At 64.6% G+C, this 17,148-nt stretch carries 15 protein-coding genes and 1 pseudogene; 9 read left to right on the forward strand and 7 right to left on the reverse strand.

Annotated elements, in window-relative coordinates:
* Together Q0687_RS25295 and Q0687_RS25300 are read right to left on the reverse strand one after the other, a co-directional pair.
* A pseudogene (locus Q0687_RS25295) lies at positions 1–191 on the reverse strand (iron dicitrate transport regulator FecR); the annotation flags it as partial.
* A 272-nt stretch (positions 192–463) separates the two neighbouring features.
* A complete protein-coding gene (locus tag Q0687_RS25300; protein WP_298882996.1) occupies positions 464–1,249 on the reverse strand; it encodes a DUF2147 domain-containing protein in 786 nt (261 codons plus the stop codon).
* 374 nt (positions 1,250–1,623) lie between these two features.
* Between Q0687_RS25300 and Q0687_RS25305 the strand changes: the two genes are divergently transcribed.
* Positions 1,624–1,761 carry a hypothetical protein gene (locus Q0687_RS25305; protein WP_298882999.1) on the forward strand — a complete coding sequence of 46 codons (138 nt, stop codon included), beginning with the start codon at positions 1,624–1,626 and terminating at the stop codon, positions 1,759–1,761.
* 98 nt (positions 1,762–1,859) lie between these two features.
* Complete coding sequence (locus Q0687_RS25310) at positions 1,860–3,062, forward strand: extensin family protein (protein WP_298883002.1); 1,203 nt, start codon at positions 1,860–1,862, stop codon at positions 3,060–3,062.
* A 31-nt stretch (positions 3,063–3,093) separates the two neighbouring features.
* On the opposite strand, the gene Q0687_RS25315 is transcribed toward Q0687_RS25310, so the two are convergent.
* Together Q0687_RS25315 and Q0687_RS25320 are read right to left on the reverse strand one after the other, a co-directional pair.
* Positions 3,094–3,435: a DUF6665 family protein gene (locus tag Q0687_RS25315; protein ID WP_298883005.1), complete on the reverse strand. Its 342-nt coding sequence runs from the start codon at positions 3,433–3,435 to the stop codon at positions 3,094–3,096.
* Between the two features lie 55 nt (positions 3,436–3,490).
* Positions 3,491–4,126 (reverse strand): TetR/AcrR family transcriptional regulator, encoded by a 636-nt coding sequence (locus tag Q0687_RS25320; RefSeq protein WP_298883007.1) that lies wholly within the window; start codon positions 4,124–4,126, stop codon positions 3,491–3,493.
* A 196-nt stretch (positions 4,127–4,322) separates the two neighbouring features.
* Here Q0687_RS25320 and Q0687_RS25325 point away from each other — a divergent pair, with 196 nt between their 5' ends.
* From Q0687_RS25325 to Q0687_RS25345, 5 genes are all read left to right on the forward strand, one after another.
* Entirely contained in the window at positions 4,323–5,633 is a 1,311-nt protein-coding gene (locus Q0687_RS25325) for an HlyD family secretion protein (RefSeq protein WP_298883008.1), read from the forward strand.
* Positions 5,634–5,662: 29 nt separating this feature from the next.
* Complete coding sequence (locus Q0687_RS25330) at positions 5,663–7,249, forward strand: DHA2 family efflux MFS transporter permease subunit (protein ID WP_298883010.1); 1,587 nt, start codon at positions 5,663–5,665, stop codon at positions 7,247–7,249.
* Positions 7,250–7,740: 491 nt separating this feature from the next.
* Positions 7,741–9,540 carry an ABC transporter ATP-binding protein gene (locus Q0687_RS25335; RefSeq protein WP_298883013.1) on the forward strand — a complete coding sequence of 600 codons (1,800 nt, stop codon included), beginning with the start codon at positions 7,741–7,743 and terminating at the stop codon, positions 9,538–9,540.
* Positions 9,541–9,595: 55 nt separating this feature from the next.
* Entirely contained in the window at positions 9,596–10,999 is a 1,404-nt protein-coding gene (locus Q0687_RS25340) for an MATE family efflux transporter (protein WP_298883014.1), read from the forward strand.
* 72 nt (positions 11,000–11,071) lie between these two features.
* On the forward strand, positions 11,072–12,349 hold the full coding sequence (locus tag Q0687_RS25345; protein ID WP_298883018.1) for an O-antigen ligase family protein: 1,278 nt from the start codon (positions 11,072–11,074) through the stop codon (positions 12,347–12,349).
* Here Q0687_RS25345 and Q0687_RS25350 read toward each other — a convergent pair.
* Complete coding sequence (locus Q0687_RS25350) at positions 12,280–13,107, reverse strand: FkbM family methyltransferase (protein ID WP_363323988.1); 828 nt, start codon at positions 13,105–13,107, stop codon at positions 12,280–12,282. The two genes, Q0687_RS25345 and Q0687_RS25350, sit on opposite strands and share 70 nt — an antisense overlap.
* A gap of 202 nt (positions 13,108–13,309) precedes the next feature.
* The gene (locus Q0687_RS25355; protein WP_298883022.1) at positions 13,310–14,053 is read right to left on the reverse strand and encodes a sulfite exporter TauE/SafE family protein; all 744 of its coding nucleotides are present in this window, start codon (positions 14,051–14,053) and stop codon (positions 13,310–13,312) included.
* A gap of 230 nt (positions 14,054–14,283) precedes the next feature.
* Between Q0687_RS25355 and Q0687_RS25360 the strand changes: the two genes are divergently transcribed.
* A complete protein-coding gene (locus Q0687_RS25360) occupies positions 14,284–14,544 on the forward strand; it encodes a hypothetical protein (protein WP_298883024.1) in 261 nt (86 codons plus the stop codon).
* Between the two features lie 667 nt (positions 14,545–15,211).
* Here the strand turns inward: Q0687_RS25360 and Q0687_RS25365 are convergent.
* Positions 15,212–16,588, reverse strand: coding sequence for a PLP-dependent aminotransferase family protein (locus Q0687_RS25365; RefSeq protein ID WP_298883027.1), 1,377 nt, complete (start codon positions 16,586–16,588; stop codon positions 15,212–15,214).
* Positions 16,589–16,667: 79 nt separating this feature from the next.
* On the opposite strand from Q0687_RS25365, the gene Q0687_RS25370 reads away from it, so the two are divergent.
* Positions 16,668–17,090: a DUF983 domain-containing protein gene (locus Q0687_RS25370; RefSeq protein WP_298883029.1), complete on the forward strand. Its 423-nt coding sequence runs from the start codon at positions 16,668–16,670 to the stop codon at positions 17,088–17,090.
* The last annotated feature ends 58 nt before the right edge of the window (positions 17,091–17,148 follow it).

Genomic DNA, 17,148 nt, shown 5'->3' on the forward strand with positions numbered 1-17,148 from the left:
ACACTGGTGGACTGCGCATCCGCGGCGGGCGCCGGCGAAGCTGCCGGCGTCGGGGAGGGGGCGGGCGTCGGTTGTGCCTGCGTCTGCGCCTGTGCGAGCTCGACCGCGTCGGACGCGCACGCGATGTTCGTCCCGGCCAGCGGCAGCGCCAGCAGCGGCAAAGCAAACACGACGCGGCGCCAAGCCACCATCAAAGCCACAAATGAGGTCCCGGTGAGAACACGAGGCGAGATCGGTCGATATCAGCCTGACCTGGCTGAATGGCGGATGAACGTCCGTCGCACGGGCCGGGCGAACGTTCAAACGCCACGTCCCAGGGTTAGAGACGTGGCGCCGCCTCTTGTTCGTCATTCCGGGGCGCGACGAAGTCGCGAACCCGGAATCTCGGAGTGGTCGTGCGGGTCTCGGGCGCGAGATCCCGGGTTCGCGCTGGCGCGCGCCCCGGGATGACACGCTTCGCGCCTCAGCTCACGCGCTTCCAGGTCTGGCCGCCGCAGAACATGCCGCCGAAGGCGCAACCCTGCACGCGCATCGCGTTCGGGCCCTTCATGGCGATGGTCGAGTCGTAGTTGCGGCCGGAGTCGGGATCGTGGATGCGGCCGCTCCACTTGGCGCCGTCGGGCTTCATGTTGATCAGGATCCGCTCGTAGGACTTCTCGGCATAGCCGCACAGATTGGTGCCGCATTGCTCGACGCGGACATTGCCCTTGTTCTGTTCGGTCGCCCACACGCCGATCGGCGTGTTCGCGGCCTGCACGGGCGCAACGGGAGCAGGGGCTGCTGCCGGAGCCGGCGTATAGGCGGGCGCAGCGGCGACCGGTGCGGGCGGGGCAATCGGAGCAGGAGCCGCAACGGGCGCCGGCTGCGTTGTCGTGTCGACGGACGGTGCGGCGGCAGCGACCGGGGCAGGGGCGGCTGGCGCAACCGCAGGCGCGGTGGCCTGCACCGGCGCCGGCGCGACGGGCTGTTGCTGCACCGGAGCCGGCGCCGGCTGCGCGGTCGTCGCCGGCGGCGCGGTGTTGTCATCGTCCTTGGAGCCAAGGCCGTTGAGGTTGATGTTGTTCAGCTTGATCGGCTTGTTCGACAGGCCGGGCGCCACGATGGTGACGCAATCGAGCGAGGCGCAATTGCGCGGCGTCTCGATGCGGATGTTCTGGCCCTCGATCTTGAACGAGATCGAATTGCCGGCGTGCGCGACGGCGGTCGAGGCGAGGAAGAGTGCCGCGGTGGCGATGGTGAGCTTGTTCATGACAACCTCCGAAATGGCGTGGGTCCCGAGATGGATTGAAGTCGGCCCTGGACTCGATGTGGTTCGACCCTAGGCCTAAGAGCTTCGGCCTTCTGTGACGGACCTCACAATGGTTTCTCGCAGGTGAGTTCGCTGAAGCAACCCCTCATCCGGCGCGCCACCTTCTCCCACAAGGGGAGAAGGAAAAAGGTCTTCCCTGTCCAATTTGTAATTCCCTCGCACCGAACCCGCATTCCCCTTGCACGCGACCGATGACCAACGACGCTGCAACAGGAGAATGCAAATGAAACGTCTCGTCCTCATCGCAACGCTATTGATCGGCAGCGCGATCTCGGCGCACGCCGACACCGTCATCGGCTGAGTACAAGCGCTGCATGCGCGCGCGCGGCTGGCGCTTCAGCCACACCGTGCGCGAGAAGGACGATCGCTATCCGGACCCTGATGATCCCGGCATGATGTGCCGCAGCTTCAAGATCGGCGACATCACCGGATCGGACTGCTCGAACTATTGATGTGCCTGCTCGCGATCAGTACCGTGGACGGTATGGTTAAGGAAAGCTGAAATCATCACGTTGAAGAGTCTTTAAGTAAATTCACCGAACGTGCGCGCATGACGCACGGAGTTCGTTTGTATCTCGTCGGCTCCATCGTCCTCGTTTCGCTCGCGGGTTGCGGACGCGGCTTTTTCCAGGCCGAACGTGAACCGTGGCGAGCCGAGGCCGAAGCGGCGTGCCTGAAATCGGGCGCCGTGAAAGAGAGCGCGGACATCGTCCGGATCGATCCGATCTCCGGCCCCGGCATGTGCGGTGCCGAGTTCCCGCTGAAGGTCGCCGCCATCGGCGAGCCCTCCAGCAGCTATGGTTTCGCCGACGAAGAGCTGCGGCCGCCCGGCAATGTCGGCAACCAGCCACGCTGGCCGGTGACCCAGCCGCAACAGAATTATCCGGCTAGCGGCTATCCGCAGCGCTCGACCTATCCTGAAAGCGCGGTGCGCCAGCCCTCAGGTTACGGCACATCCTCCGGCCCGGTTTCTCTCAGCGCGCCCGGTGTGGCGCCGCAGGAAGACGAGATCGACCTGCCGCCCGAGGGCACCGATGCCGCCGGTGCTGCGCGCTACATGAATGCGCCGAGCTATCCGGCACGGCCGCCCGGGCCTGCGCCATACTCGCAGGCGCCGGCGCAGCAGCCATTGCCGCGTCTTGGCCCCGCGCAGGGCAATCCCGTCACCGCCGTCGGTCCCGTCGCGGTGAAGCCGACCGCGACGCTCGCCTGTCCAATTGTATCTGAGCTCGACCGCTGGTTTGCCGACACCGTGCAGCCGTCGGCGATGCGCTGGTTCGGCGCCCGCGTGGTCGAGATCAAGCAGATCTCCGCCTATTCCTGCCGCGGCATGAACGGCAATCCGCACGCCCATATCTCCGAGCATGCCTTCGGCAACGCGCTCGATGTCGCTGCCTTCGTGCTCGCCGACGGCCGCCGCATCACCGTGAAGGACGGCTGGCACGGCATGCCGGAAGAGCAGGGGTTCCTGCGTGACGTCCAGTCAGGCGCCTGCGCACATTTCACCACGGTGCTGGCGCCGGGCTCGAACGTCTATCACTACGATCACATCCACGTCGACCTGATGCGCCGCGCCAGCCGCCGCCTGATCTGCCAGCCGGCTGCGGTCTCGGGCGAAGAGGTCGCCGCACGTGCGGGCGGCCGCAGTCCCTACGCGAACTCGCGCGATCCCTACGTGACCGGCTCGCTCGGTGCGCGCAAAAGCGGCAAGCACGCGAAGATCAACGAGGAAGACGAGTTCTCGGACGATTGAGGCGGACGATACGACATGTCCGCCGACAAGGTTATTTCGAGACCGGCTTCGAAGATGGCGGCGCGAGCCCCATGCAGCGCTGCACCTCGGCCGGGACGTTGTAGGTCCGCATGATGTGCCTGGTGTCGCGCAGGCCGGTCGCCTCGCGTTGCACGACGAACATCCAGAGCGCCTGGCCGGCCTCCATCACCAGCTTGCGCCGCGCCGGCTGTATTGCGGCCGGCGTGTCCGCGGAGGCATGGGTGGCGTCGAATTCGCGCAAGCGCGTCAGCGCCTGTTCGAGCGTGCGGCCCATCCGCCCAAGCGCCGAGGCCTGTTCCTGGACGATTTCATAATGGAGGATATCGACCGGCGGGCGAAGGTCACGGGGCATGGCGCTCAATATAATGCGGCGCGAACCGCAGGCGCAACGCGCGGCCGGCGTCCGCTCACTTCGCCTTGTATGCGGCGAGGAACATCCGCGTCGCGCTGTCGATCACTTCGCTCATGCGCTCTTCCGAGGGCGGTGGCGCGGCCTGGAAGACGAACGGCAGGAATAGCGAGGCCTTGCACAGTTCCATGAACTGCGAGGCGGCCAGGTCGCAATCGTCGATGGCGAGATCGCCGGGGGCGACATGGGCCTTCAGATATTCCGACAGGCAGTTGATGGTCTTGTCCAGCACGCGCAGATAATAGCGGCGGCCGACGTCGGGCATGCGCTCGGCAATCGCCATCACGGTGCGAATCGCCGATCCGCCGCCGGGCCGGCACAGCAGATGCAGATAGGCCTGGCCGAAATCCTTCAGCGTGGTCTCGGCATCGCGGGCAGGGTCGAAATTGAACACGACCTGGCCGTGAAACAGCGCTTCCTCCTCGAGGATGGCTTCGAACAGCGCGCTCTTGTCGGCGAAGTAGACGTAGAGCGTCCCCTTGGACACGCCGGCTGCGCGCGCGATCTCGCCCATGCTGGCGCCGTCAAAACCCAGATCCATGAACACCTTATGGGCGCCGGCCAGGATCTGGCGGCGCTTGGAGCTCTCCTCCTCCTGGAGGACGTGAAGATGTTCGCGACCGGCTACAACCATTGGTTCAGCGTCTCGGAAGGTTTTCGCATCAGGGCCGAAGCATGAAACCTAAATAAAGGATTCGGGCCAGTAGGGTCCGCCCGGGAATATTAAGTATATTGACCGAACCGTTCGGTCAATGATATTTGGGATGGGCGAGCGGGAATGCGGCCGTGCGACAGCTGCCCCGGATCGCGTTTTGATTGGGGAGGCCTTTATGGCCACATCGAGAGACCAGGCTGCGCGCGTCCTTCGCCAGGAAGCGGTGGAGACGACAGCGAACGGCGAAGCTGCGACCGGGACATCCGCAGTCCTCGCCGAGCAGCTGCGATCTCATGTGGCCGAAGAAAGCAAGCGCCGCACCAGCGAGGCGCCCGAGAAGCCCGTGACCGAGCAGCCGGCCCCGACTGCATCCGCACCTGCCGCTGCCGCAGCAAAACCCGGCAAGCGCAAATTCGTCATGATGGGCGTCGGCCTTCTGCTGGCGCTCGCGGCCGCAGGCTATACCGGCTATTACACGCTGATCGGCCGCTTCTATGTCTCGACCGATGACGCCTATGTCCGCGCCAACAATACCATGCTGGGCGCGCGCGTGGCCGGCCATATCTCCTCGATTCTCGCCGGCGACAACACGCTGGTGCACGCCGGCGACATCGTCATGCGTATCGACGACGGCGACTACAAGATCGCAGTCGACGCCGCGGCGACAAGGATTGCGACCCAGCAGGCCACCATCGACCGCATCGGCCGCCAGATCGCGGCGCTCGACAGCCAGGTCGCGCAGGCCAACGCGCAGCTCGTCTCTGCCGAGGCCGGGCTCAAGCGCGCCGATCTCGACTATGAGCGTCAGCAGGCGCTGAGCAGCAAGGGCTTTGCCTCGCGCGCCACCTTCGAGACCTCGGAAGCCGGCCGCGACCAGGGCGCCGCCGCGGTCAAGGCCGCGCAGGCCGCCTTTGACGTTGCGGTGAGCAATGTCGACGTCGCCAAGGCCCAGCAGGTTGAAGCCCAGGCGCAGCTCGCCGAGCTCAAGACCACGCTCGCCAAGGCCGAGCGCGATCTCGGCTTTGCGGCGGTAAAAGCGCCGGTCGACGGCATCTTCTCCAATCGTCTCGTCAACACCGGCGACTTCATTGCCGTCGGCCAGCGCCTCGGCAATGTCGTGCCGCTCGACGAGGTCTATATCGACGCGAATTTCAAGGAGACCCAGCTCAAGCGTATTCGTCCCGGCCAGCCGGTGACGATCAAGGTCGACGCCTACGGCATGCGCAAGTTCTCCGGAATTGTCGACAGCATCGCGGCGGGCGCAGGCTCGGTGTTCACGCTGCTGCCGCCTGACAACGCCACCGGCAACTTCACCAAGATCGTGCAACGCGTCCCGGTCCGCATCCGCGTGCCGAAGGGGGTTGCGAAGGAGAACCTACTTCGCGCCGGCATGTCGGTCTACGCCACCGTCGACACCAACAAGGGCGCCGCCGACGCCGACAGCGAGATCGACCTCGACGATCCCACCATGATCCATCCGCAGTAAGCGCGCACCACGCGCTGCGAGATCAGACCATGGCGAACGCCACGACTGCTTCACCTGCCATGATGGCGGACCCCGCTTCGGAGCGCATCGCGCCGAAGCGGTTGATCGCCTTCATCATCATGGTGTTCGGGATGTTCATGTCGATCCTGGACATCCAGATCGTCTCGGCCTCCCTGAGCGAAATCCAGGCCGGCCTGTCGGCGAGCTCCAGCGAGGTCTCCTGGGTCCAGACCGCCTATCTGATCGCCGAAGTGATCGCGATCCCGCTATCAGGGTTTTTGTCGCGCGCCTTCGGCACGCGGCTCCTGTTCGCGATCTCGGCGGCCGGCTTCACGATCTCGAGCCTGCTCTGCGGCTTTGCCACCACCATCGAGGAGATGATCCTCTGGCGTGCGCTGCAGGGCTTTCTCGGCGCCGGCATGATCCCGACGGTGTTCGCCTCCGCCTACACCGTTTTCCCACGTTCGAAATTCCACATCGTCGGCCCCATCATCGGGCTTGTTGCGACGCTGGCCCCCACCGTCGGGCCGACGGTCGGCGGCTACATCACCGACCTGATGTCCTGGAACTGGCTGTTCTTCATCAACGTCGTGCCCGGCATCGGCATCACCCTCGGCGTCTGGGCGCTGGTCGATTTCGACGAGCCGCATTTCGAGTTGCTCGACCGCTTCGACTGGTGGGGCCTGATCTTCATGGCCGGCTTCCTCGGCACGCTGGAATATGTGCTGGAGGAGGGACCGCAATATGAATGGCTGCAAGACACGTCGGTGGCGATCTGCGCCTGGATCTGCCTCGTCTCGGCGATCGCCTTCTTCGTGCGCGTCTTCACCGCGGCCGAGCCGATCGTCAATTTGCGCACTTTCACGAACCGCAACTTTGCCGTCGGCAGCACGCTGCAATTCTGCATCGGAATTGGTCTCTACGGCCTGACCTACATCTATCCGCGCTATCTCGCCGAGGTGCGCGGTTACAGCGCGCTGATGATCGGCGAAACCATGTTCGTCTCGGGCATCACCATGTTCCTGGTCGCGCCGCTGGTCGGTCGCCTCATGGCGAAAGTCGACATGCGCTATATGATCGCGTTCGGCCTGATCGTGTTCGCGATCGGCTCCTACCAGATGACCTGGATCACCCGTGACTACGATTTCTACGAGCTGCTCATGCCGCAGATTCTGCGCGGCGTCGGCATGATGTTCGCGATGGTCCCGACCAACAACATCGCGCTAGGCACGCTCGCCCCCGACAAGGTGAAGAATGCTTCGGGCCTGTTCAACCTGATGCGCAATCTCGGCGGCGCGGTCGGCCTTGCCGTCATCAACACCGTGCTCAACAATCGCACCGATCTGCACATCGCGCGCCTGCAGGAGCGCGTGACCTGGAGCAATGCGACCGCGACCGAAACCCTGACCATGCTCCAGCAGAAATTCCAGGGGCTCGGCGATTCCGCGTTGATGGCGATGAAGCAGCTCAGCCAGATCGTGCACCGTCAGGCCGTGGTGATGAGCTTTGGCGACGCGTTCTTCATTCTGACGCTGTTCTATTTGAGCCTCAGCGTGCTGGTCACGCTGTTGAACAAGCCGGCCTCGCCGTTCGGCAGCGGCGGCGACGCGCATTAAGCACGCCTCAGTCGGTGTCATCGCCCGGCTTGACCGGGCGATCCAGTCCTCCGAGACGGATGTGAAGGCCCGATAAGTCACGGCGTACTGGATGCCCCAGTGAGGCCGGGGCATGACAGCGGAGATTGTGTCGGCAACGGTGCGCGCCAAGGCACCGAGCACCAAAATGCAACACTCGTGCGTGATCTCGCGCGGGGCCCGTTGCAAATCGCAGATGGCACATCTATAAAGCGCACCTTATTTCAATCGAACCGGGGAGAGATTTGCATGATTTCGTCGCATTCGCAGATCGTACGCCCGCGCTCGATGTCCTGGCTCGGTGATTTTTCGGCCTGCTAGAGGCCACTTCCGCCAGCTCCGATCGGACTTTTTACCCCGATCGCCCCGCTTCCCAACCGTAAGTCAATTCCAAGTGACGCTGCTTCGGCCCTCGCGGCCGGCTTGTGTCCATCGATGGAGCCGGCCCGCGCCAACAGCGGCCGGATGATGCCATGACCGCCTTGTCGAAAAAGCCCGCGGCGATCCGCGTGGTTCTGCCCTTCGTGTTCCGCCACTGGCTGAAGCAGCCGAGGCGCACGCTCGCCATCGCCGTTGGTCTGCTAGGCGCGACCGTCGCCGACCTGTTCATGCCGGTGTTCTCAGGACATCTGGTCGATGCGCTGACGCGCGGGCGATCCGATCCCGAGGCACGTCACGCCGCGCTTGTGGCGCTGGGCGGTATCGTCGTGCTCGGCGCGGCGTCGATGGTGTTGCGCCTCGGCGGCCTGCAGGTGATCGTGCCGTTCACGCTGAAGATCATGTCCGACGTGGCGGAGGATGCCTTCCTGCGCGTGCAGCGCTTCTCGACCGACTGGCATGCCAATTCCTTCGCCGGCTCGACCGTACGCAAGGTCACGCGCGGCATGTGGGCGCTGGACCTGCTCAACGACACCATCCTGCTGGCGCTGCTGCCGTCGTTCTCGGTGCTGATCGGATCGATGATCCTGCTCGGCGTGCACTGGGCCTCGCTCGGCGCGGTGATCGCGCTCGGCGCGGCCGTCTATGTCACCATCACGGTGCTGTTCTCGACGCGCTACATCGCGCCGGCCGCGCGCGTCTCCAATGCCTGGGACACCAAGGTCGGCGGCACGCTGGCGGACGCGCTGACCTGTAATGCGGTGGTGAAGTCGTTCGGCGCGGAAATGCGCGAGGATGCGCGCCTTGCCCGCGTCATCAAGCGCTGGCGCACGCGCGTGCGGCGCACCTGGTTCCGCTACAACTACACGGCCATGTCGCAGCTCTCGCTGCTGCTGTGCCTGCGTGCGTCCGTGATCGGCGGCTCGGTGCTGCTGTGGATGTCGGGCCGCGCCTCACCCGGCGACGTCACCTATGTGCTGACCAGCTACTACGTGATCCACGCTTACCTGCGGGATGTCGGCATGCACATCAACAACCTCCAGCGTTCGGTCAACGACATGGAGGAACTGGTGGCGATCCATGACGAGCCGATCGGAATCGCGGATGCCGAGGACGCCCGGCCGATTGCGATCGAGGGCGGTGAGATCGTGTTCGACGACGTCACGTTCCATTACGGTGGCCATCGCGCGCCGCTGTATGACGGGTTGTCGCTGAAGATCCGCGCCGGCGAACGGGTCGGCCTCGTCGGCCGCTCCGGCTCCGGCAAGACCACCTTCGTCAAGCTGGTGCAGCGGCTCTACGACGTCACCGATGGACGCGTGCTGATCGACGGGCAGGATATCGCGATGGCGACGCAGCAATCGCTGCGCAGCCAGATCGCGATCGTGCAGCAGGAGCCGATCCTGTTTCACCGCACGCTCGCCGAGAACATCGCCTATGGCCGGCCCGGCGCCGGCCTTGAGGCGATCGAGCAGGCGGCGCGGCTGGCCAATGCGCACGACTTCATCCTGCGCCTGCCGAAGGGCTACGGCACGCTGGTGGGTGAACGCGGCGTCAAACTGTCGGGCGGCGAGCGGCAGCGCGTGGCGCTGGCGCGCGCCTTCCTGGCGGATGCGCCGGTGCTGATCCTGGACGAGGCGACCTCGAGCCTCGATTCGGAATCGGAGGCGCTGATCCAGCAGGCGATGGAGCGGCTGATGAAGGGCCGCACCTCGATTGTGATCGCGCATCGTCTGTCGACGGTGAGGAGCCTCGATCGGATCCTGGTGTTCGACCGCGGCGAGATCGTCGAGCAGGGCACGCATGCCATGCTCGCGGGCAAGCCTGGCGGCATTTATCGCAGCCTGTTCGAGCGCCAGGTGGTGGAGCTCGGGCATATCGCAGCAGCGGAGTGAGGCGTAGGGCGGCGGGGCGGCGGTCCCGCCGTCACCTCGCCAAGGGTGAAATGAGATGAAGGACCTGACACGCGGCTCCATCGTGAGCCACATATTGACCATGGCGCCACCGATCGTGGTGGGCATGATCACGATCATGATCTGCCAACTCGTCGACCTGTACTTCGTGTCCGGGCTCGGCGATGCCGCTGTTGCGGGCGTCGCCGCGGCCGGTAACGCCGGCTTCCTCGTCAACGGGCTGATGCAGATGCTCGGCGTCGGCACCGTGGCGCTGATCGCGCACGCCGTGGGCCGCAAGGATCGCGACGATGCCAATATTGTCTTCAACCAGTCGGTCGTGCTGTCGGTGCTGCTGGGGCTGTTGACGTTGCTCGGCGGCTTTATGCTGGCGCGCTCTTATATGCGCACGGTCGCTGTCGATGCGGCCACGATCGAGGCCGGCACCACCTATTTCCTCTGGTTCATGCCCGCGCTTGCGCTGCAATTCATCACGCAGGTAATGGGCGCGGCACTGCGGGCCACCGGCATCGTGCGGCCGAGCATGCTGGTGCAGGTGCTCGCCGTGCTCCTCAACATCGCGCTGGCGCCGGTCCTGATCACGGGGTGGGGCACTGGGCATGCGTTCGGTGTCGCCGGAGCGGGCCTCGCAAGCTCGATCGCCGTGTTCATCGGCGTGCTGATGCTGTTCGCCTACTTTCACAGGCTGGAGCGCTATGTCGCCTTCCATCCGGCGCAATGGCGTCCACGGTTGCGGGAATGGAAACGGATCCTCAATGTCGGCCTGCCCGCCGGCGGCGAGTTCGCGATGATCTTCATCTTCATGGCGGCAATTTACTACGTGCTGCGCGATCTCGGTCCGGCGGCCCAGGCGGGCTTTGGCATCGGCACGCGTGTCATCGGCTTGATCCAGATGCCGGCTCTGGCCGTCTCCCTCGCCGCAGGGCCGATTGCCGGCCAGAATTTCGGTGCGGGCAATTACGAGAGGGTGCGTGAGACCTTCGTCAGGGCGGCGCTGATCGCGACGGCCGTGATGATCACGCTCACGATTTTCGTGCAGCTCGCTCCCGGATTGCTGCTCGCCGGCTTCTCGAATGACCCGGAGACGATGAGCGTTGCGCTGCTGTTTCTGAAGATGATCTCGCTGAACATGGTGGCGCAGGGATTCATCTTCGTCTGCTCCAGCATGTTCCAGGGCCTCGGCAATACCAAGCCGGTGTTATGGAGTTCGGCGACGCGCGTCCTCACTTATTCGCTGCCGGCGATCTGGCTCTCGACACGGCCGGGCTTCCGGATCGAATATGTCTGGTACATATCGAATGCGGCGACGACGCTCCAGGCCGTCCAGAGCGTGTGGTTGCTGCGCCGCGAGTTCAGGAAGCGGCTGGTGACGCCAAAGGAGAAAGCTGCAGAGCCGGCGAGTCCGGAGCCCGTCCAGCCTCTGGCGCGCGAGCCTGCATAGCGACGGCTTGTTCGATCCCCGCAGCTCCGGCTAACTTGCCGGGCTGCGGGGATGGAGCTGTCGAAGGGGCGAATGGACGGAGTGGCGAACCACGGGTGGCCGGCGAGGTGGCTCTCGGCGATCTGGGCGGCGCGCTACCGCACGCCGGCTCGCTTCGTCGCGCTGATCGCGCTGCTCCTGCCGTGGACGACGACCGGGACGACGTTCGCGCTGATCCCCTGGTTGATTGCCTTCGCGTTCCTCGATCTACGCGACTTGCCGCGCTCGCTGCTGCGCCCGGTCTGCCTGCTGCCGATCGCGCTGGCGGTGCTCGCGCTTGTCGGCATGCTCTGGTCGGATGCCCCGTGGCCCGACAGAATTCATGCTATCGGGCCACCGTTGAAGCTCCTGGCGATCCCGCTTCTGATCTACCAGTTCGAGCGTTGGCCCTACGGCGTGTGGGTGTTCGCGGCCTTTCTTGGATCCTGCGCGCTGGTCATGTTGGTCTCCTTCGTCGTCGCGATCGATCCCGATTTGTCGCTGAAGCTCTATCTGTCGCGCGGACCGTACAAGGTCGAAAGCGGGGTCGCCGTGCGCAACTATATCGACCAGAGCCAGGAGTTCGGGCTCTGCGCGATTGCGTTGATCTACCCGATCGTGACGCTGTTTCGCCAGGGACGCGCGCGCGTTGCGATGGTGCTTGCGGTCATCGCGATCGGCTTTCTCGCCAACATGATGTTCGTCGTGGTTTCGCGCACGGCGCTCGTGACGCTGCCGATCCTGATAGCGTTGTTTGCGCTGCTGCATCTGCGGTGGCGCACCGTCTTGCTTGCCGCGGGCGCGATGGCGTTGCTGGCCGTCTCACTCTGGGCGGTCTCGCCGCATCTGCGTGCGACCATCGCAAAGTTCGGCAGCGACTACGAGGACAGCGCTAACCATGCGGTCAGCGGCATGGGCTCACGTCTGGAGTACTGGCGGAAATCCCTTGGCTTCATCGCGGACGCGCCGCTGCTCGGCCATGGCACCGGCTCGATCCGTGGCCTGTTCGCCGGTGCTGCTGCGGATGCGGAGGTCGATCCGCTGCGCGGCGAGATCGTCAGCAATCCGCACAACCAGACGCTGAGCGTTGCGGTGCAGTGGGGCGTGGTGGGAGTCCTGGTTCTCTATGCGCTATGGTTTGCGCATTTGCTGATGTTCCGCGGCGAGGGGCTGGCATGCTGGATCGGGCTGCTGGTCGTGGTGCAGAACATGCTGTCCTCGCTGCTCAACACCCATCTGTTCGACTTCACGCCAGGGTGGATCTACGTGCTCGGCGTCGGCGTTGCCGGCGGCATGGCGCTCGCGGCGAGGCGGCCGGATACGCGGGAATGAGGGCTACGCGCGCTGCTTTCGGAAAATGAAATTGTTGCAATAGTCCTTGCGCTTCCAGAACCATTCGCCGTCCTGCCGCTGGTGTATCGCCGCATCGAATGCGGAGACCGGCAGCAGCCGGTGCCGGCATACGAAATGTCCCTCGTAGCCGAGGCTCTCGAGAAAGGCGAAGACGTCCCCAACATGGCCGTGCAGAAGATGGCGGTTCTCGCATTCGAAAACCAGCAGCGGACCATTCCTGCGCAGAATCCGCTCAGCTCCCTCAGCACAGCGAGCTCGGCGCCCTCGACGTCGATCTTGAGCAGCGCCACCCGCTGGGTCGTCGTGAAGTAATCGTCCAGCGCGATGGCCGGCACCGACAGCACCTCAAAACTGTTAGCCTTCGCCTCCTTGTGGCAGAGCGATGCACCGGGGCCATGCCCTTCCGGCACGTACAAATCCTGCGCGCCGGAATGGGAATAGGCCGCCTTGGCCTCAACAGTCACATTCGCGAGGCCGAACAGATCGCACAGGCGCGCGAGGTTGCGCGCGAGTTCCGGTTGCGGTTCGAAGGCGACCACCCGGCCGTCGCCGACCCAGCGCGACAGCCAGTAGATGAAGCTGCCTTTGTTCGCGCCGATGTCGCAGGCGATGTCGCCTGGCCTCAGATGCCTGCGAATGACGGCCAGCTCGGTTCTCTCGTCGCGCAGCCGTGCCTTCAACGCGCGCACCAGAAATCTGGCGCTAGCATCCGCAGATCTGGCACGCAAAATCGGCATCGGACAATATTTCCTGTGGCGAGGGTCGGCTTGACCTCGCCCAATGCGAATCTGTTCGAATGGCTTTGCTGGCGCCTGAATCGCCCGCAATTTGGTTGACGACGGATCGTCAATATCAAGCAGTCAGCAAACGTAGCCCGGAAACGAGCGTGCCGTAAACGGCCTTGCGCGATCGCCGCGACCTTCGCGCCGATCCCGCGTCCTAGAACGCGCCGATGCTGTTCCAGACTAGCGTCGCGCCCGACAGGAACAGCAGACCGAGCACGACATCGCCAAAATGCTTGTCGCTGAGGGCGTGATAGACGCGCGCGCCCAGCCATGCGCCGATCAGCGTGCCCGGGAATGCGACCATCGCGAGCCAGACCACCTTGAACGCGACTAGGCCCGAGGCCGTCTGCAATACCAGCGCGGTCGCAAGCACCGTGAAATTGAACAGCTGGAAGATGCCCCGCCGTTCGTGCTTGTTCCAGCCGCGGATGTTGGCCCACAGGATTGGGAGCGGTCCGGACAGGCCGGCAAGCCCGCCCAGAATGCCGCCGGCAAAGCCGATCACGCCGTCGGCAATGCGGCCCCCGAATGTGACGGCGAACTGCTTCTTGTTGAGGTACAGTGCGCTCGAGAAGATCAGCAACAGGACGCCAACGCTCAGCTTGAACACCTTTGGGTCGGCGGAGGCGACCAGCGTGGTCCCGATCGGCACACCGATCAGCCCGCCGATCAGGAACGGCCACACCAGCGAGAGGTCGAAGCTCTTCCACATCGATGGCAGCGTCGAGGTCTGCGCGATCACCGAGCAGATCAGCACCAAGGGCACCGCGAGCGAGGGCGGCAGCACGTAGAGCCAGATGCCGAGCGCCATCAGCGCGGTGCCGAACCCGGCCAGCCCCGAGACGAAACCGCCGGCCAGCGCGCCGAACAAGAGTAGCGCGTAAGTGAACGTTTCCACCAATGAATTCCTGTCGCAAACGGCGAGCCCGAAGCGGTGATCGCCCGATGGCGCTTAGCACAGATGCGGCGCGGACGGCCAATTTCAAAAGCCGCACGCAAGCGTGATTCCGAAGGGCGGGCATTTCCGGAAGACGCGCCTACATCACGCGCATAGGCAATTCGGGGGAACTGCCGCAAGCCGCTCAGGGCATCGATCGGCCAGTCCAAGTGAGATGATGGAGCACCGTCATGACCCGCACGCGCCTCGCCGTTGCGGTCGCGCTGTTGTCAGCGGCGAGCCTGATGCCGACATTGGCCCAGGCGCAATTTTCCGAGCCAGCAGCCTATCAGGCCGCAAATCCCGACCGCGACGTGTTGAACGGCGGGCAGCTCACGCCGGCGGGGCGTGCGGCCCGCGGAGAACCGGTGGTCTCGAGCGACACCAACGCGGCCTATCCATCGGCCGTCGCGCCGGTTGGCCGCAGCCGCCATCGCCGTCAGCAGCGTTAGGTCCGAACAATCTGTCTCGTATCGGCGGGCTCGTGCAGCACAGCCGCGGGCGCGGCGGTCAATGCCTGCTTGCACGCAACCGTCGCCTGCAATTGTCGGGCATTTTCGAACGACACGCTCAGACAGCCGGCATAGTATTTCAGGGTCGCGGCTCGATGAGCGCAGCCCTGCTGATCCGCAGTCCGAAATTGGACGATGGACAGCGACGATAGGGGCGCCGCGCCCGTGGTGCCACCGATGTGATCAATCGTGAACCCGTTCCTTGTTGGAACAACTCGACCTGATTCGTATCTGAGCGGGGGCATCCGTCGATTGGAGAGAAAACAATGCGTATGATCCTGGCTTCGAGCCTTTTGATTGCCCTCGCGAGCACTGCGAACGCGGCTACGGTGCATCACACGCACCGGCAGCATGCCATTGTCCGTCCCGATCGCGGGGCCTCAGACCCCGCTTCGGCTTTTGGCTACGTGCCATCAGGGACGGCGATCTACCCTCGCTCTGCACCGTACGGTGAAAATGGAATGTATCCGGGAGGTTCCCAGGGTTACGCGCCCGGCGAACGCGAGCAATTTATCGACAGCGTGAGACAAGGTGGCTAGCTCGCCCCAGCAAAGCGGATGATCGCCAATCGTTAACGACGGCGCCGCCCGCTGGCGACGTCCGTGCCTTAGACGATCTGTCTGGTATCGGCGGGTCTCTGCAGCGCGCCGATCAGAATTCGAAGTGCTTGCGTGAGCTCCGCCCGATTGCGCGCGGCGCCGAGCGACAACCGCGCCGCATTCGGCGGGTTGTCGTCGACCACAAAGGAATCGCTGGCTACGACGGCGAGCCCATCACGCAACAGCTGCGCCGTGACATCGCGGCGACCCAATCCTTCCGGGAACCGCAGCCACAGATGATGTGCGGCGGGCTTGGCCTGGAATTGAAACCCTTTCAACGCGCGCTGCGCCAATTGCTGGCGGCCGACGGCCTCGCTGCGGATAGCGGTGATGATGCGGTCGGCGACGCCGCTTTCGAGCCAGTGCGTCACCAGCGCAACCATCAACGGTGCGGGCATCTGCACGGTCGCCTGCAGATAGCCTCGCATCTGAAGCTGCGCGCCGCTGTCGGGGGCCAGCAGATAGGCAACGCGCAATGCCGGCGCGATGCATTTCGACAGTGTCGTCGCAAGATATGTCCGCTCCGGGATCAGGTTGGCGATCGGCGAGGCCGATCGGTCGAGCAGCCCGTAGGCATCATCCTCGATCAGGACTGTATCGGCATCGCGGATGATTTTTGCGATCGTGCTGCGCCGCTCCGCGGAGAGCGTTGCCGTGGTCGGATTGTGCAGCGTCGGAATGAGATAGACCGCCTTCGGCCTGTGCGTGCGGCAGGCCTTCGCCAGCGCATCGGGCAGGATGCCGTCGTCGTCCATGGCAACGCCAATAAGATTGATGCCGAGCTGCGCTGCCGCGGCCTTGATGCCGGGAAAGGTGAGGGCCTCGGTCAGGACAATGTCGCCCGGTCGTGCAAGGTGCGCGAGCAGGTTGAACAGGATCGTCTGCGCCCCGGGAAAGATCACAAGCTTGTCGGCGTGGGCGTGCGGCACGCGCGTGCGCATCCAGCGCGCCGCGACCTCGCGCTCATGCGCGCTGCCGCCCGGCGGCTGGTAGTTCAGGAACGCGGTCAGGCCCGATTGCGCGCGAAGGGCCTCGAAGCCCGCCATGATGCGCTCGTCGAGCTGCGCCTCGAGCGGATGCGGCGGCACGTTCATCGAAAGGTCGATCGCGACAGGGTGCGGCAGGTCGACCGTGCGGCGCGCGCTGGTCTCCGACACGAACGATCCTTGGCCGACGCGGGCCTCCATGATGCCGCGGCGCCGCGCCTCGGTGTAGGCGCGCGTCACGGTGGTGAGGTCAATGCCCAGCGCTTTGGCGAGCGCGCGCTGCGTCGGCAGTTGCTGTCCGCGCACCAGCCGGCCGGCGGCAATGTCGGCTTCCATGGCCTCGACGATGCGCTGGTAGCGCGGCCCTGACAGCTCCGAGATTGTAGGGGTCCAATCCATGCAATTTTGGTCCATATCCTTTGAATGTATGGATACAGGATATTATTGTATGGGTCAGCAAAACGGAAGAGGTGTGGTCATGACGTCAGGTCTGGCAAAGGCGATGTGGCGAGGCTTTCGCGGCAAGTGCCCGAACTGCGGCGAAGGGCATCTGTTCGGCCGCTTCCTGAAGGTCGCAGACGCTTGCGATCATTGCGGCGAGGAGTTGGTCCACCAGCGCGCCGACGACTTCCCGGCTTATCTGGTGATGGTGGTGGTCGGCCATCTCGTGGTGCCGGCGATCCTCGCGGTCGAGACGGCGTATGCGCCGCCAGTCTGGCTGCAACTTGCGGTGTGGCTGCCGGTGACGCTGTTTGCCTCGCTCGCACTGCTGCAACCGACCAAGGGGGCCATCGTCGGCCTGCAATGGCAGATCGGCATGCACGGTTTTGAAGCGAGCAAGCTGCGGCGCGAAGCCGGTCAGTTGGCCCCAGTACTGGTGAAGGCACAGCGCGCGGCCTGAGGACGACCAGCGGCGTTTACATCGCATAGGCCATCGCTACACTCCATCGCATCAACAA

This window comes from uncultured Bradyrhizobium sp., from assembly GCF_936928535.1.
GTDB lineage: Bacteria > Pseudomonadota > Alphaproteobacteria > Rhizobiales > Xanthobacteraceae > Bradyrhizobium.

Coding starts and splice junctions, on each gene's coding strand:
- Q0687_RS25310 (WP_298883002.1), top strand. CDS start 1,860: ATGACGCACGGAGTTCGTTTGTATCTCGTCGGCTCCATCGTCCTCGTT.
- Q0687_RS25345 (WP_298883018.1), top strand. CDS start 11,072: ATGGACGGAGTGGCGAACCACGGGTGGCCGGCGAGGTGGCTCTCGGCG.
- Q0687_RS25370 (WP_298883029.1), top strand. CDS start 16,668: ATGACGTCAGGTCTGGCAAAGGCGATGTGGCGAGGCTTTCGCGGCAAG.
- Q0687_RS25305 (WP_298882999.1), top strand. CDS start 1,624: ATGCGCGCGCGCGGCTGGCGCTTCAGCCACACCGTGCGCGAGAAGGAC.
- Q0687_RS25300 (WP_298882996.1), bottom strand. CDS start 1,249: ATGAACAAGCTCACCATCGCCACCGCGGCACTCTTCCTCGCCTCGACC.
- Q0687_RS25360 (WP_298883024.1), top strand. CDS start 14,284: ATGACCCGCACGCGCCTCGCCGTTGCGGTCGCGCTGTTGTCAGCGGCG.
- Q0687_RS25315 (WP_298883005.1), bottom strand. CDS start 3,435: ATGCCCCGTGACCTTCGCCCGCCGGTCGATATCCTCCATTATGAAATC.
- Q0687_RS25365 (WP_298883027.1), bottom strand. CDS start 16,588: ATGGATTGGACCCCTACAATCTCGGAGCTGTCAGGGCCGCGCTACCAG.
- Q0687_RS25340 (WP_298883014.1), top strand. CDS start 9,596: ATGAAGGACCTGACACGCGGCTCCATCGTGAGCCACATATTGACCATG.
- Q0687_RS25320 (WP_298883007.1), bottom strand. CDS start 4,126: ATGGTTGTAGCCGGTCGCGAACATCTTCACGTCCTCCAGGAGGAGGAG.
- Q0687_RS25335 (WP_298883013.1), top strand. CDS start 7,741: ATGACCGCCTTGTCGAAAAAGCCCGCGGCGATCCGCGTGGTTCTGCCC.
- Q0687_RS25330 (WP_298883010.1), top strand. CDS start 5,663: ATGGCGAACGCCACGACTGCTTCACCTGCCATGATGGCGGACCCCGCT.
- Q0687_RS25350 (WP_363323988.1), bottom strand. CDS start 13,107: ATGCCGATTTTGCGTGCCAGATCTGCGGATGCTAGCGCCAGATTTCTG.
- Q0687_RS25325 (WP_298883008.1), top strand. CDS start 4,323: ATGGCCACATCGAGAGACCAGGCTGCGCGCGTCCTTCGCCAGGAAGCG.